This window comes from Nocardioides lianchengensis (assembly GCF_900101465.1).
Classification (GTDB): domain Bacteria; phylum Actinomycetota; class Actinomycetes; order Propionibacteriales; family Nocardioidaceae; genus Nocardioides; species Nocardioides lianchengensis.
This window is the reverse complement of sequence record NZ_FMZM01000001.1, coordinates 78,822-92,882: the sequence shown is the minus strand read 5'-3', so window position 1 is coordinate 92,882 and position 14,061 is coordinate 78,822. Positions and strand designations below refer to the sequence as shown.

At 74.3% G+C, this 14,061-nt stretch carries 13 protein-coding genes; 3 read left to right on the top strand and 10 right to left on the bottom strand.

The window, feature by feature from the left end:
* Positions 1 to 13: 13 nt before the first annotated feature.
* The gene (locus tag BLT76_RS00495) at positions 14 to 1,450 is read right to left on the bottom strand and encodes an NCS2 family permease (RefSeq protein WP_090849669.1); all 1,437 of its coding nucleotides are present in this window, start codon (positions 1,448 to 1,450) and stop codon (positions 14 to 16) included.
* Between the two features lie 48 nt (positions 1,451 to 1,498).
* On the opposite strand from BLT76_RS00495, the gene BLT76_RS00490 reads away from it, so the two are divergent.
* Positions 1,499 to 1,807 (top strand): DUF2530 domain-containing protein, encoded by a 309-nt coding sequence (locus BLT76_RS00490; protein ID WP_244509196.1) that lies wholly within the window; start codon positions 1,499 to 1,501, stop codon positions 1,805 to 1,807.
* Here BLT76_RS00490 and BLT76_RS00485 read toward each other — a convergent pair.
* Positions 1,804 to 2,571 carry a DUF3027 domain-containing protein gene (locus BLT76_RS00485; RefSeq protein ID WP_244509230.1) on the bottom strand — a complete coding sequence of 256 codons (768 nt, stop codon included), beginning with the start codon at positions 2,569 to 2,571 and terminating at the stop codon, positions 1,804 to 1,806. The two genes, BLT76_RS00490 and BLT76_RS00485, sit on opposite strands and share 4 nt — an antisense overlap.
* 77 nt (positions 2,572 to 2,648) lie before the next feature.
* Between BLT76_RS00485 and BLT76_RS00480 the strand changes: the two genes are divergently transcribed.
* Positions 2,649 to 4,100 carry an MFS transporter gene (locus BLT76_RS00480; protein WP_090849665.1) on the top strand — a complete coding sequence of 484 codons (1,452 nt, stop codon included), beginning with the start codon at positions 2,649 to 2,651 and terminating at the stop codon, positions 4,098 to 4,100.
* Positions 4,101 to 4,103: 3 nt separating this feature from the next.
* Here the strand turns inward: BLT76_RS00480 and BLT76_RS00475 are convergent, their stop codons facing one another.
* Both BLT76_RS00475 and larE read right to left on the bottom strand, forming a co-directional pair.
* On the bottom strand, positions 4,104 to 4,499 hold the full coding sequence (locus BLT76_RS00475) for a cold-shock protein (protein WP_170866887.1): 396 nt from the start codon (positions 4,497 to 4,499) through the stop codon (positions 4,104 to 4,106).
* Positions 4,500 to 4,555: 56 nt separating this feature from the next.
* On the bottom strand, positions 4,556 to 5,986 hold the full coding sequence (gene larE / locus BLT76_RS00470; RefSeq protein ID WP_090849661.1) for an ATP-dependent sacrificial sulfur transferase LarE: 1,431 nt from the start codon (positions 5,984 to 5,986) through the stop codon (positions 4,556 to 4,558).
* Between the two features lie 110 nt (positions 5,987 to 6,096).
* On the opposite strand from larE, the gene BLT76_RS26500 reads away from it, so the two are divergent.
* Positions 6,097 to 8,223 carry a S8 family serine peptidase gene (locus BLT76_RS26500; protein ID WP_090849659.1) on the top strand — a complete coding sequence of 709 codons (2,127 nt, stop codon included), beginning with the start codon at positions 6,097 to 6,099 and terminating at the stop codon, positions 8,221 to 8,223.
* Here BLT76_RS26500 and BLT76_RS00460 read toward each other — a convergent pair.
* The 6 genes from BLT76_RS00460 to BLT76_RS00435 all read right to left on the bottom strand — a co-directional run bounded on the left by BLT76_RS00460 (position 8,192) and on the right by BLT76_RS00435 (position 14,054).
* Positions 8,192 to 9,481 (bottom strand): hypothetical protein, encoded by a 1,290-nt coding sequence (locus BLT76_RS00460; RefSeq protein WP_090849657.1) that lies wholly within the window; start codon positions 9,479 to 9,481, stop codon positions 8,192 to 8,194. The two genes, BLT76_RS26500 and BLT76_RS00460, sit on opposite strands and share 32 nt — an antisense overlap.
* Before the next feature lie 7 nt (positions 9,482 to 9,488).
* On the bottom strand, positions 9,489 to 9,974 hold the full coding sequence (locus tag BLT76_RS00455; protein ID WP_244509195.1) for a SigE family RNA polymerase sigma factor: 486 nt from the start codon (positions 9,972 to 9,974) through the stop codon (positions 9,489 to 9,491).
* A gap of 37 nt (positions 9,975 to 10,011) precedes the next feature.
* Positions 10,012 to 11,625 (bottom strand): AMP-binding protein, encoded by a 1,614-nt coding sequence (locus BLT76_RS00450; RefSeq protein WP_090849655.1) that lies wholly within the window; start codon positions 11,623 to 11,625, stop codon positions 10,012 to 10,014.
* 17 nt (positions 11,626 to 11,642) lie between these two features.
* Positions 11,643 to 12,197: a dihydrofolate reductase family protein gene (locus tag BLT76_RS00445; protein WP_090849653.1), complete on the bottom strand. Its 555-nt coding sequence runs from the start codon at positions 12,195 to 12,197 to the stop codon at positions 11,643 to 11,645.
* 63 nt (positions 12,198 to 12,260) lie between these two features.
* Positions 12,261 to 12,671 carry an SRPBCC family protein gene (locus tag BLT76_RS00440; RefSeq protein ID WP_090849651.1) on the bottom strand — a complete coding sequence of 137 codons (411 nt, stop codon included), beginning with the start codon at positions 12,669 to 12,671 and terminating at the stop codon, positions 12,261 to 12,263.
* A gap of 81 nt (positions 12,672 to 12,752) precedes the next feature.
* Positions 12,753 to 14,054: an RDD family protein gene (locus BLT76_RS00435; protein WP_090849649.1), complete on the bottom strand. Its 1,302-nt coding sequence runs from the start codon at positions 14,052 to 14,054 to the stop codon at positions 12,753 to 12,755.
* Positions 14,055 to 14,061: the final 7 nt, after the last annotated feature.

The following is a 14,061-nucleotide window of genomic DNA, read 5'->3' as shown; positions in this document are numbered from 1 at the left end:
GAGGGCGCGTCGATCAGGTCAGCCAGGAGGTGATCGGGTCGATGGCGAAGTAGACGACGAAGAGTCCGCCGACGACCGCCATCAGGGGGTGGATCTCGCGGGCCTTGCCGACGACGAGCTTGATGAGCAGGAAGGCCAGGAAGCCGCCGCCGATGCCGACCGAGATCGAGTAGGTGAAGGGCATCAGCACGATGGTCAGGAAGGCCGGGATCGCGATCTCGACGTCGGACCAGGCGATGTCGGTGACCTGCTGCATCATCAGGAACCCGACCAGGACCAGGGCCGGGACGGCCGCCTCGGAGGGGATGGCCCGCACGATCGGGGTGAAGAAGGTCGCCAGCAGGAAGAGCAGGCCGGTGACCACCGAGGCCAGGCCGGTGCGCGCACCCTCGCCGACGCCCGAGGCCGACTCGATGTACGACGTGTTGGACGAGACGCCCCCGAGACCGCCGGCGATGGCGGCGACCGAGTCGACGACCAGGATCCGCTCGGGGTTCGGCGGGATGCCGTCCTCGTCGTTCAGACCGGCCTCGGCACCGATGGCCGTCATCGTGCCCATGGTGTCGAAGAAGTCGGCGAGCAGCAGCGAGAAGACCAGCAGCAGCGCGGCGATCACGCCGATCGAGCCGAACGCGCCGAAGAGCGAGACCTCGCCCAGGGTGCCGAAGTCCGGGACGTCGACGAAGCCGTCGAGGTGGGGCACGCTCAGCGCCCAGCCGCCGGGGTTGTCGGCGGACCGGGCCCCGAGGTCGAGGACGCCGTCCAGCACCAGGGCCAGGACGGTGGTCACCGCGATGGCGATCAGGATCGCGCCGCGGACACGCCGTACCCACAGGGCGACGAGGAGCAGGAGGCCGACGGCGAAGACCAGGACCGGCCAGCCGCTGAGCTGCCCGGTCTGGCCGAGCTGGACGGGCACCGTGGTCTGCGCGGCGTCGGGGATCCGGGTGACGAAGCCGGCGTCGACGAAGCCGATCAGCGCGATGAACAGGCCGATGCCGACCGAGATCGCGACCTTCAGCTGCGTCGGGACGGCGTGGAAGACCGCGGTCCGGAAGCCGGTCAGCACCAGGACCAGGATCGCGATGCCCTCGAGCACCACCAGGCCCATCGCGTCGGCCCAGGTCGAGCGGGTGGCGATCTGCACGGCGACGAAGGCGTTCAGGCCGAGACCGGTGGCCAGGGCGAGCGGGAAGTTGGCCACCGCGCCCATCAGGATCGTCAGGACACCGGCGACCAGGGCGGTGCCGGCCGCGATCGCGGGGAGGTTCGGCGCGGCGCCACCGGCCAGGTAGTTGCCCTCGCTGTCCTGGACGAAGCCGAGGATCAGCGGGTTGAGCACGATGATGTACGACATCGTCAGGAAGGTGACGAGGCCGCCGCGCACCTCCTGCCCGACGGTGGAGCCACGCTGGCCGATCTTGAAGTAGCGCTCGAGTGCCAAGGTCACGACGCACCAGCATTCCAGGCCGCGCGCCGGCCGGGCTAGCCTGCCCCCGTGGAGTTCAGCGACGAGCAGCCGACGCAGCACGAGATCGGCAACCGCACCTACCTCGTCGCCGACGTCGAGCCGCTGGACGTCGACGGCGTGCGCACGGTGCTGGTCGGGTCGATCGTCTGGGCGGTCGCGTTCGTGGCCCTGCTGCCGTTCTACGGCGAGCTGGAGGCCGAGGGGCGCACCTGGTGGCTGTGGACCTGCCTGGCCGGCTTCGGGCTGGGGCTCTTCGGCTACGAGTACTGCCGGCGCCGCCGGCGGACCCGGGTCGAGGCCGCGGAAGCAACCGACCCGCCTGTCACCGAGGGCTAGAAGCGCTCGAGCTCGTCGAGGCTGACCGTGTCGACCACGTGGTCGGGCAGCGGCTGCGGCTCGTGCTTCTTGGCCAGCCGCACCTCGGAGTGGGCACCGCAGCCGTGGTCGAACGACACGATGCGGCCGTCGTCGTTGGCGTCGCCGTTGGCACAGACACCGAAGAGCTCGGACAGCGGTCCGGCGATGCGGACCAGGAAGCCGCAACCGTGGCAGTGGTCGGGGGCCGACTGGGCGATCGGAGCGGACGGGCCGCCGTCGCCGTCGTACCAGCGCTGGGCGGCGAGGTCGCGGCCCTCGACCGACAGGGTGCGGGCCCGGCCGAGGTAGAGGTCCTGCGCGACCTGGCGGATCTGGGCCTTCTCGTCGGCGTCGAGCGGGTCGTCGCCGAAGGAGTACGTCGGGACCAGCCGCGGGTCGTCGTCGTCGACCGGGAGCAGGTCGCCGGGGGTCATGTCGCCGGGCTTGATGCGCTCGCGGTAGGGCACCCACTCGGGCGCGACGATCGCCTCGTCGCCCGGGATCAGCACGACCTCGTCGACGGTGATCAGCTTCTGCCGCGGCGCGCGGGCGACGGTCACCGACCAGCGCCAGCCGACGTACCCGGGGCGGGTGCAGGCGAACAGGTGGGTGACGACCCGCTCCCCCTCGACGACGTGGCCGAGGTGGTCGCCGACGTCGGTCGGCTCCGCCTCCTGCAGGAGGGTGTCCCGGGCCAGGTCGACCGCCGCCACGGCGGCGGAGTCGGGCTTGGCGCGCAGCATCGTCGTCACGGCGGCATCATGACCCATCGGCCGCGGCGCTGTCAGGTCGGGGCGGCACCTCAAGGCAGGATGTGCGCATGACGTCGGAGGACCAGCGGTGGCGCGACCCGCACGCCGACGGCACGGGCACCCGCACCGACACCGGCCCGACCCGCGCCGACCGGGCCCGCTCGGTGGGCCGCGGGATCGGCACCGGGGCCAAGGTGACCGCGCGCGGCATGGCCGCGACGGGCCGGGTGACCGGCAAGGTCGGGCGGGCCGTCGGGCGCAACGCGCGCCGGGCCGCGGGCGCCCAGGGAGCGGAGCAGTCGGGACTGAACCGGCTGATCTACCTGCACTTCTTCAACACCGCCGGCGACGCCGCGGTCGCGATCTCGCTGGCCGGAAGCCTGTTCTTCCAGGTGCCGTCGGGCGAGGCCCGCGGCCAGGTGGCGCTGTTCCTGGGCCTGACGATGCTGCCGTTCGCGATCGTCGCTCCGCTCATCGGGCCGTTCCTCGACAAGTTCAGCCACGGCCGGCGCTGGGCGATCGGGGCGACCCAGGCGGTCCGCGCGTTCCTGTGCTGGGCGCTGGCCGGCGGCATCAGCGGGGGCACCTCGCCCTGGCTCTTCGCGGCCGCGCTCGGTGTCCTGGTCTCCTCCAAGGCGTACGGCGTGACGCGGGCGGCCGCCGTGCCCCGGCTGCTCCCGGAGGGCTTCACCCTGGTCAAGGCCAACGGCCGGGTGTCGGTCTCCGGCCTGGTCGGCGTCTCGGTCTCGGCGCCGCTCGCCGGCCTGGCCTCGCTGGCCGGTCCCGAGTGGTCGCTGCGCTACGCCTTCCTGCTGTTCGCGGTCGCGACCGTCTGCGCGATCCGGCTGCCCGAGGCGGTCGACTCGTCGGCCGGCGAGGGCGCGCTGGCCTTCCGCGACGAGACCGACGACGGCCGCCCGGGCCGGCGTCCCCGCACCCGGATCCCCCCGGCCGTCGCGTTCGCGCTGCGCGCGAACTGCGGACCGCGGTTCCTGTCGGGCTTCCTGCTGATGTTCATGGCGTTCCTGCTGCGCGAGAACCCGCCCGAGAGCTCGCTGTCGGCCGAGCTGCTCATCGGCGTCGTGGTGGGCGGCGCCGGCGCCGGCAACGCGGTCGGCGTGGCGCTGGCGGCGATGCTGAAGAAGATCAACCCGTCGGTCACCGTGGTGCTGGTGCTGCTCCTCGACGCGGCGGCCGCGCTGCTGGCGGCGCTGTTCTACGGCGTGCTGTTCCTGGCCCTGCTCGGGCTGGTCGCCGGCATGGCCCAGACGCTGGCCAAGTTCTGCCTCGACTCGACCATCCAGCGCGACATCCCCGAGCGGGTGCAGGCCAGCGCCTTCGCCCGCAGCGACACGACGCTGCAGCTGGCCTGGGTGGTCGGCGGCTTCGTCGGCATCGCGATGCCGCTGGAGCCGGCCCGGCTCGGCCTGTCGGTCGCGTTCACGGTCCTGGCGGCCTGGACGGTGTTCGTCCTGGTCAACCGGGTGCAGCAGCGCCCGGCCCGTCGTACGCCGGCGTAGGGCTCAGATCTCCAGCTCGTCGGCGAGCGCGCGGAGCAGCTTGGCGGTGGGCTTGGCCGCCTTGGCGTCGGGGTGACGACCGTGGCGGTAGGCCTCGCCGACGTTGTCGAGCAGCCGGATCAGGTCCTCGACGATCGGGGCCATCTCCTCGGGCTTGCGCCGCCGGGCCTGGGACTGGGCCTTGGACACCGAGGCCGGGGCGTCGACGACGCGGACCTGCAGGGCCTGCTCGCCGCGTCGGCCCTGGGCGATGCCGAACTCGACGCGGGTGCCGGCCTTGAGGTTGGTGGTGCCCTCGGGCAGCGCCTCGGTGCGGACGTAGACGTCCTCGCCGCCGTCCTGCGACAGGAAGCCGAAGCCCTTGTCGGCGTCGAACCACTTCACCTTGCCAGTGGGCACGGGTCTGACCTCTTCCATCGAGTTACGCGAGTTCCGCAGGGATGCGGAGTCGGAGTCTAGAGCGACTCGTTCATCGATCCCGAACGAAATCCGCGAGCGTCCACCTCGGCGGCCCCGAAGCCGGCGTCGCGGACCGCTGCGAGCACCGCCTCCTCCAGGCCCGGGGCCAGCGGCAGCAGGGCCGCGTCGAGCTCGACCGAGACGCGCTCGCCCAGGTCGCGGACCCGCAGGTTCGCGAGCGGTACGCCGGCCAGCGCGGCCCGGACCCCGCTCTCGGCCCGTTCGACGCGCCCCAGCCGGAAGGGGGTGACCTCGACGCCGTACGCGACCCGCGACGAGAGGCAGGCGGCTGCGGGCTTGTCCCAGGTCGGCAGCCCCCAGCGCCGCGAGGCCTCGCGGACCTGGGCCTTGGTCAGCCCGGCGTCGCGCAGCGGGGCGATCGCGCCGCGCTCGGCCGCCGCCCGGATGCCGGGACGGAAGCCGGCGACCGCGTCGTCGGCGTTGGTGCCGGTGGCGACGTGGGCGAGCCCGAGGTCGGCGGCGAGCGGGACCAGCACGTCGAGTAGCTCGGCCTTGCAGAAGAAGCAGCGGTCCGGCCCGTTGGCGCGGTAGCCCTCGCGGTCCATCTCGTGGGTCTCGGGGGTGAGCACCCGCACCCCCAGCGACTCCGCGAAGTCCCGGGCGGGGTCGCGCTCGGCCTGGGGCAGGGAGTGGGAGTAGCCGGTCGCGGCCGCGACCCGCTCGGGACCGAGCGCGCGGACGGCGGCGGCCAGCAGCAGGGCGCTGTCGGCGCCGCCGCTGTAGGCGACCAGCACCGAGCCACGCTCGCGGAGGTCGGCCTCGAGCGCCGCCATCCGGGTGGTCAGCAGGTGCTCGTCCAGCCAGGCCGGGAACTCCAGCAGCGAGTCGAGCACCACGTGGGTGCCGGCGGCGAGCAGCTCCTCACGGGTGCAGCCGCCGGTCAGCACGGACACGCTGAGCGCCCCGGCCGCGAGCGCGCCCTCGACGTCGTGGACGTGGTCGCCGACATAGATCGACGCGCCCTCTCGGACCAGCACGTCGGCCTTGCCGACGCCCCACACCCAGCCCTCCAGGAGGTCCACGTCGAAGCCGACGTGGTCGAGGTGGAGCCGGGCGTTGTCGGGGAACTTGCCGGTCACGACGAGCACCCGCCCGCGGTGGCGTCGTACAGCGGCGATGGCGTCGTGGGCGCCCGCCAGCGCGGGGACCGAGGTGATCGCGTGGTCGGGGTAGAGCGCCCGGAAGCGGTCGCCGGCGGCGGCGATCGCGTCCTCGGGGAGGTAGGGCTGCAGCAGCAGGTCGAGGGGCGGCCCGAGCCGGGCCGTCATCTCCTCGACCGGGAAGTCGACCCCCAGCTCGGACCCGAGCGCGCGGAGCACGTCGCCGAACCCCGGCGCGGTGTCGATGAGCGTCATGTCGAGGTCGAACCCGACCGCCAGAGGGGCTGGGGCGGGGCGGTCGGACATGCGGTCAGGCTAGCCCGCGGTGGGGACACGTTTGGCAGGGTGCCCCCTCCCCTGTCACCCTGGGCGTTTCTGGGACGGGTGTTCACTCGAGAGACGGGTGGGAGGTCGAGATGGGGAGTCGTCGTCGTACGACGCTGCTCGGCGCGCTCGCCGCGGCCCTGCTGGTGACGCCGCTCGCGCCCGCCGAGGCTCGGACCGCCACGGTCGAGCCTGCCACCGATCTCTTCCTGGTCACCCTCGACACACCCGGCGCCGCCGGCCGGTCCGCCGGGCTGTCCACCGCGCTCGACCGCTTCCGGATGACCGTCCAGCAGGACGCCGTCCTGGTGTCGGTCGCGGCCCCGCGGCCGGTCTACCGCTGGACGACCGCCCTCAACGGGGTCGCCGTCGAGCTCACCGACGACCAGGCCCAGGACCTGCAGGCCGACGGCCGGGTGGTGTCGGTCGAGCGCAACGAGGTCCGCCCGCTGGCGGGGACCGTGGCGCCCGCATCGAGCGCCGCACCGGTCGGCGCCGGCCGGGCCCGCGGGGGCGCCGGCGTGGTGATCGGGGTGGTCGACACCGGCCTCGACGCCGACCACCCGCTCTTCGCCAGCACTCCCGGCCTGGCCGACGACCCCGAGGGGTTCACCGGGCCGTGCCAGACCGGGGAGGGCTGGTCCGCGTCGTCCTGCACCGCGAAGGTGATGGGGGCGCGCTGGTTCGTCGACGGCTTCGGCGCCGACCGGACCCGCAGCTCCGAGCAGCTCTCGGCCCGCGACGACGACGGGCACGGCACCCTCGTCGCCTCGATCGCGGCCGGTGACGCCGGGGTCCGGGTGCGCACCGACGCCGGCACGCTGGGCCGCTACTCGGGCGAGGCTCCCGACGCCCGGCTCGCCGTCTACAAGGCCTGCTGGACCGCGCCCGAGCCGCGCGACGACGGCTGCGCGACCGCCGACCTGGTGACCGCGATCGACCGGGCCACGGCCGACGGCGTCGACGTCCTCAACCTCTCGGTCGGCGGGCCCGCGCAGGTCGACACCGTCGAGCGTGCGCTGCTCGGCGCGACCGAGTCCGGCGTCGTCGTGGTCGCCGCCGCCGGCAACCAGGGCGGCAGCCGGTACGCCGCCCACCCCTCCCCCTGGGTCACCACCGTCGGCGGCAGCACGGGCGTGGAGCGCACCGGCCGCGTCGTGCTCGGCGACGGCCCGCGCCTGCGCGGCGCGATGCTCTCGGCCCGCTCGGTGGGCCCGGCCCGCCTGGTCGTCGGGGCCGACGTCCCGGCCGCCGGGAGCACCCGCGCCGCGGCCCGGGCCTGCGAGCCCGGCAGCCTCGACGCCGGCCGCGTCGCCGGCCGGGTCGTGCTGTGCGAGCGCGGCCGGGTCGGCCGGGTCGACAAGTCCGCGGCCGTCCGGCGGGCCGACGGGGTCGGGATGGTCCTGGTCAACACCGGTCCCGCCTCGCGCAACGCCGACCTGCACAGCGTCCCCACCGTGCACCTCGACGCCCGTGCGGGCCGCGTCGTACGACGCTGGGCCGCGCGGCACCCCGCCGGCGAGCTGAGCCTGCGCCCCCTCGGTCCGAGCCGCGCCGCGAGCCGCGTGCTCGACTGGTCCGGCTCGGGCGACCCCACCGCCACCGTCCTCAAGCCCGACCTGGTCGCGCCGGCGACCGGCCGGCTCGGCGCCGTACCGGCGCGGGTGCGCTCCTCGCGCTGGGACCTCGCCTCCGGCACCTCGGTCGCCAGCGCCCAGGTCGCCGGTGCGGCCGCCCTGCTGGTCGCCCGGCACCCCGACTGGTCGGTCTCGGCCGTCCGGTCGGCCCTGGTCACGACCGCGTCGACCACCGCCGGCGGCTCGGTCCTCGACTCCGGCGCGGGCCGGCTCCGCGCGGACGCGGCGCTGCGGCCCGGCCTCGCCTACGAGATCGATCCCGCCGACTACCGCCGTTGGCTCGACGGTCGCCGGGTCCGGCTCAACACCCCGTCGGCCGTCCTGCACGCGGGCCAGGACGTCGTGCGCCGCACGATCACCAACCAGGGGCGCCGGACCCGGTACTTCTCCTCCTCCACCTCCGGGTTCCGCCGCCACGGCGTCACCCTCACCCCGGCCGCCGTCCGCCTGAAGCCCGGCGAGTCCGCGACCTGGACGCTGCGGGTCACCGGCCCCGACCCGCGTCCCTTCGACGACGGCTACGTCACCTGGACCAGCGGTGACGGCACGGTCACGCGGATCCCGGTGCTGCTGACCCGCTGACCCGGCGGCGTCGTACGACGAGGAGCCCGGCCAGGGCCAGCAGCCCGCCGACCACGCCCAGTCCGGCCTCGCGCCAGTGCCACGAGAGCCACCCGGTGCGGGTGCCGAAGACCAGGCCGCCGAGTCCCCGATGCGGCTCCCCGGCGAGTGCGTCGCCGGCCATGCCGACGCAGCCGACTGCCAGCGCCGGGTCGGTCACGACGAACGTGCGGCCGGAGCGGTCCACGAGGCCGCCGGACGCGACGTCGACCGGCAGGCCGTCGTACCAGCTGGTCGGGCAGTCCCAGAGCGACCCGATCCGGCCGGACCACATCTGTGTCCCTGTGCGGGTGTCGAGCACGACATCCGTCTCCGCTCCCGGTCCGCCGACCACGAGCAAGAGGCTGCGGCCGTCGGGTGACACCGAACCGGACCACTGGTTGAGAGATCCGGACTCCAGCCTCCGCGCCTCGAGGTTCACCCGGTCGACCTCGCGCGCCCGGTCGTCCGTGACGAGCAGTTCCACGGCGCCCGGGGCGTTACCCTCCACCAGCCAACCCAGCCGGTCCGCCGAGAGCCAGCCCACCGGCGAGCCGCTCGGGCTGGGGAGGTCGGGCAGCACCGACAGCGTCCCGTCCGCGTCTACGAGGAGGAAGCTGCCGGTCGCGCCTCGGCCGCGCCGGGAGCCCATGAGCAGCAGGCGCTCGCCGTCCGGCGACCAGAACCCGGGCGTCTGGCCGTAGGTCAGGTAGGGCTCGTCCGAGCGACCGGAGTTGTCGCCGAGGCCCGGGACGACCGTCCTGGTGCCGGCGACGAGGTCGTGGAGCACGTACGTCCGCACGTCCACGAGGTAGGCGAGGTGGCGGCCGTCGTCGCTGAGGATCGGGGGGAAGGTGTCGCTGGTGTCTCCCTCCGGGATCCGGAGCAGCCGCCCGCCGGGCGTGACCCCGAGGCGCCCTCTCTCCGACGCCACCACGAAACCCGCCAACGGACCCGGGGCATCCGGCAGGTCGCTGATCCGCCAGGGATCCGCGATCCGGGTCGGGTAGCCGTCGACGCCGCCACCCCGATGCTCGGCCGGGTCCACGGTGCCGGGCCGGGGCAGGGCGCCGAGTCCCAGGCCGGCGAGCAGCACCAGCACCACCACCAGCACGCCGGCCCCCACCTGGCGACGACGTCGCCGCCGGGCACCGGCGCGCCAGGCGGCGCCCGCGTCCGCGACGACGTACGACGGGGTCGCGTCGAGCAGGTCGTCGAGGCGTTCGCGCAACTCGCTCACCGGTTGCTCACCAGGCCTCCAGCAGGTCGGGGGCGTGCTCGCGCAGGCGGCGCAGCGCGTCCCGGGTGGTCGACTTCACGGTGCTCACCGAGCAGCCGAGGACGGCGGCGGTCTCGACCTCGGTGAGGTCCTCGTAGAAGCGCAGCGACACCGTCGCGCGCTGGCGCGGGGTGAGCCGGAGCAGCGCGTCGCGCAGCACGACCCGACGCTCGACGTCGTACCCGTGACCGGTCAGCTCGGGCGGCGCCGCACCGAGCGCCTCCGGCGGGCGGACCCGGCGACGGCGCCAGCGGTCGACGGCGAGGTGGTGCATCACCTGGCGCGCGTAGGCGTCCGGGCTGCCGCGGCGGCTGACCCGCCGCCAGTGGTCGGCCACCCGGGCGAGGGTGTCCTGGACGAGGTCCTCGGCGAGGTGGACGTCGCCGGTGAGGAGGTACGCCGTCCGCGCCAGCGAGCCGGCGCGCGCCTGCACCCAGGCCTCGAAGTCCTCCACACCCCTATCCACGCACACCGGGGCGGGTCCGGGTGGGTCAGAGGCCGAGCTTCTCGGCGGACTCCTCGCGCATCTGGACCTTGCGCACCTTGCCGGTGACGGTCAGGGGGAACTCTTCGACGACCAGGACGTAGCGCGGGACCTTGTAGTGCGCGAGCCGGCCGTCGCAGTAGGCGCGCACCGCGGCGGCGTCGAGGGGCGCCGCACCCGCACGCATGCGCACCCAGGCGCAGAGCTCCTCGCCGTACCGCTCGTCGGGGACGCCGACGACCTGGACGTCCTCGACGTCCGGGTGGCCGTAGAGGAACTCCTCGATCTCGCGCGGGTAGATGTTCTCGCCGCCGCGGATGACCATGTCCTTGATCCGGCCGACGATCACGCAGTAGCCGTCCTCGCGCATCTCGGCCAGGTCCCCGGTGTGCATCCAGCCGTCGGCGTCGACGGCCTCGCGCGTCTTCTCCGGGTCGTCCCAGTAGCCCAGCATCACGCTGTAGCCGCGCGTGCACAGCTCGCCGGGCGTCCCGCGTGGGACCGTCTCCCCCGTCGTCGGGTCGACCACCTTGACCTCGACGTGCGGGTGCACCCGGCCGATCGTGGCGGTCCGACGGTCCAGGTCGTCGTCCGCCCGGGTCTGGCAGCTGACCGGCGCCGTCTCGGTCATCCCGTAGGCGATCGACACCTCGTGCATGTGCATGTCCTCGATGCAGTGCCTCATCACCTCCACCGGGCAGATCGAGCCGGCCATGATCCCGGTCCGCAGCGACGTCAGGTCGTACGACGCGAAGCCCGGGTCGTGCTGCATCGCGATGAACATCGTCGGCACGCCGTACACGCCGGTGCAGCGCTCGTCCTGGATCGCACGGAGCGTCGCTGCCGGGTCGAAGCGGGGCGCCGGGATGACCATCGTGGTGCCGTGGGAGGTGCAGCCGAGGTTGCCCATCACCATCCCGAAGCAGTGGTAGAAGGGCACCGGGATGCAGAGCCGGTCCTCGGGCCCGAGCCGGATCAGCTCGGTGGTGAGGAAGCCGTTGTTGAGGATGTTGCGGTGGCTGAGCGTCGCACCCTTGGGCCGACCGGTGGTGCCGGAGGTGTACTGGATGTTGATCGGGTCGTCCGGTGCGAGTCGGGCCGCCCGCTCTCCGAGCACCGCCTCCGGCAGGCCGGCACCGCCCGCGAGCAGCTCGTCCCAGTCGGCGGTGCCGAGGAACACGGCCCGCTCCAGCCCCGGGCACTCCGCGCGCACGTCGTCGACCATCCGCCGGTAGTCGGAGGTCTTGAACCGCTCGGCGGCGACCAGCAGCCGCAGCCCCGACTGGTTGACGGCGAAGGCCAGCTCGTGGGTGCGGTACGCCGGGTTCACGTTGACCAGCACGACCCCGGCGCGGGCGGCGCCGTACTGGACCAGGGTCCACTCGGCGCAGTTTGGCGCCCAGACCCCGACCCGGTCGCCGACCTCCAGCCCCGCCGCCACCAGCCCGCGCGCGACGGCGTCGACGTCGCGGTCGAGCTCGGCCCAGGTCCACCGACGCCCGCTCGCGACCTCGACCAGCGCCTCCCGCTCGGGGTGCCGGGCGACGGTGCGGGCCAGGTTGTCGCCGATGGTCTCGTCCAGCAGACCGGGGGTGCTCTCGCCCTTCGCGTACGACTCCATCCGGGGACGCTAGGCGCTCATCGCCGCGGACGGAAGACCTGGTACTGCACACCGTTCGAGTACGTCGTGGAGTCGACCAGCGTGAGCCGGACCTTGTCCTCGGCGTCGGTGGGGAACGGCCCGCGGCCGCTGCCGAGGACGACCGGGAAGACCATCAGCCGCACCTCGTCGACCAGGCCCGCCTTCAGCAGGCCCTGGGTGAGCTGCATGCTGCCCTGCACGTAGATCGGGCCGCCGTCGCCCTCCTTCAGGCCGGCGACGTCCGCGAACGAGATCACGGTCGTGTCGTGCCACTGCGGGTCGGTGACGGTCGAGGAGACGACGTACTTGGGCAGCGAGTTCCAGCGGGCGAAGAAGTCCAGCGACGGCCAGACGGGCGAGAACGCGTCGTAGCTGCGCCCGCCCATCAGCATCGCGCCGGCCTCCTCCTGCTCGCGGCCCTTGACGTCGTACTGGGTGGGGTCGGCCTCGATGTCGGTGGTCCAGCCGGTGTGGCGGTAGCCCTCCTCGCCGCCGGGCGCCTCGGCGACGCCGTCGAGGGAGACGAAGTGGGTGGTGACGATCTCGCGCATCAGGGGTTCCTCTCGTGGATGGGTTCATCCTCTCCACGAACGGGACGGACCGGGTACGACAGGTCAGGCCGAGCTCTCGGCGAGCTCGACCAGCCGGGCCATCGCGACCGGGGTGTCGTTCGTGACGATGGGCCCGATGTCGTCGGCGCCGGGACCCTCCACGGTGGTGCGGACCGTGATCTCCGACCCGTCGCCGGCGGGGGTGACCACGTGGTCGATCCGGATCACCAGGTCGCCGATGGTGAGCCGGTCGAGGAACCGGGTGCCGGGCTCGACGATCTCGAGCACGAACGGCGCCTCGATCGGTCCGGCCAGCACGATGGTGCCCGCGGCCCCCTCGGCGAAGTGACCCTCCAGGGCGACGCTCTGCACCGGCGGGTCCCAGGACGGCCAGCTGCCCGGGTCCTTCCAGAGCGCCCAGACGGCGGCGGGTGAGGCGGAGGTGGTGACGGTGCGCTCGAACTCGAAGGTCATGGTCGGCAATCTAGAACAAGTTCTAGCTCGGCAGCGGGGAGTCCGGGTAGCCGGTCCTGCGACCCGGCACCAGCGGCCCGGTCAGTCGTCGCGGGCGACGGTCATGGTGCGGTCGCCGAAGCGGACCTGGTCGCCCGCCAGCAGGGTCGCCGGCTTGTTGCCGGAGAGGTGGCGCGGGACGCCGCGGCGGATCAGCACCGAGCCGTTCGTCGACCCGCGATCCATCACGACGAGGGCCCCGTCGGGGACCACCTGGAACTGGGCGTGGGTCTTGGACAGCGACTGGTCCTCCGAGGCCAGCGGCACCAGGCGGTGGACCGGCTCCCCCGGCCGACCCTCGGGGCGACGGCCGACCAGGGTCAATCCGCTCACCTCGAACGCCTCGCCGGTGTCGAACGCGACCCGCCACCGGGGCTGCGGCGGGGGCGCGCTCGGGGTGGGCGGTGCCGCCGGCGCGGGGGACGCCGGCGCCGCAGGCGGTACGGCGGGCGGCGGGCCGGTCGGCGGCGTACCGACCAGCGGGTAGCCGAGCTGCCGCCGGCGGGTGCGGGTCGGGGCGGTCCGGGCCTCCAGGGCCGACACCTCGACCGGCTCCGGCACGGGCTCCGGGGCGATCTCCCGCGCGGGCTCCGGGGCGGGCTCGGGGACGGGCGGGACAGGCGGAGCGACCGGGTTCGGGGCCGGCGTCGGCAGGGTGGGGGCGGGCGGTGCGGGACGTGCCGGGGTCGGCGGAGCTGGCGGAGCGGGGGTCGGCGGAGCCGGGGTCGACGGGGCGGCCACCGGGGGCCGCGGGGCGGGACGCGCGGGTGGTTCGGGACGCTCGGGCTCCGGCGGCGGCGGGACCAGCCGCATGGCGGTGAGGTTGACGATGGCCCGCGGCGCGGGCTCCTCGGCGATCTCGGCCGCGGGCAGCGGGCGCACGTCGACCACGACCGAGCGGGCCCGGCGGTCGTGCCAGCCGCGGCGCCGACCGCCCGGGTCCATCACCGCGGTCCAGGCCAGCGCGGCGACCCCGAAGCCGAACGTCGGCAGGGTCCCCACCCCGAGGACGACGGTGCGCAGCAGCGCGCGGCCCACCCCGATCGGCGCGCCGGTCTCGACGTCGACCACTCGGAGACCGACGGCGGCCTTGCCGGGCGAGGTGCCCCGCAGGCCGAGCAGCACCGCGTGGACCAGGCCGACGACCAGCACCACCCCGACGATCACGGCGATCCCGCCGATGGTGTGGCCGGGTTCGAGGAGCAGCATCACCGCGCCGGCCACGCCGGCCGCGATCACGGTCCAGCCCAGCAGCCGGTCGAGGGTGAACGCGTAGAAGCGTCGGTCCAGCTCGGCGGCCGGGAAGGCCGCGTCGGCCGCGTCGGGGGTCGGGTGGTCGGTCATCGGCTGC

Excerpts from the sequence above, each read along its gene's own strand:
- BLT76_RS00485 (WP_244509230.1), bottom strand. The coding sequence starts at position 2,571 with ATGCTGCGCGCCAAGCCCGACTCCGCCGCCGTGGCGGCGGTCGACCTG.
- BLT76_RS26500 (WP_090849659.1), top strand. The coding sequence starts at position 6,097 with ATGGGGAGTCGTCGTCGTACGACGCTGCTCGGCGCGCTCGCCGCGGCC.
- BLT76_RS00450 (WP_090849655.1), bottom strand. The coding sequence starts at position 11,625 with ATGGAGTCGTACGCGAAGGGCGAGAGCACCCCCGGTCTGCTGGACGAG.
- larE (WP_090849661.1), bottom strand. The coding sequence starts at position 5,986 with ATGTCCGACCGCCCCGCCCCAGCCCCTCTGGCGGTCGGGTTCGACCTC.
- BLT76_RS00440 (WP_090849651.1), bottom strand. The coding sequence starts at position 12,671 with ATGACCTTCGAGTTCGAGCGCACCGTCACCACCTCCGCCTCACCCGCC.
- BLT76_RS00445 (WP_090849653.1), bottom strand. The coding sequence starts at position 12,197 with ATGCGCGAGATCGTCACCACCCACTTCGTCTCCCTCGACGGCGTCGCC.
- BLT76_RS00435 (WP_090849649.1), bottom strand. The coding sequence starts at position 14,054 with ATGACCGACCACCCGACCCCCGACGCGGCCGACGCGGCCTTCCCGGCC.
- BLT76_RS00480 (WP_090849665.1), top strand. The coding sequence starts at position 2,649 with ATGACGTCGGAGGACCAGCGGTGGCGCGACCCGCACGCCGACGGCACG.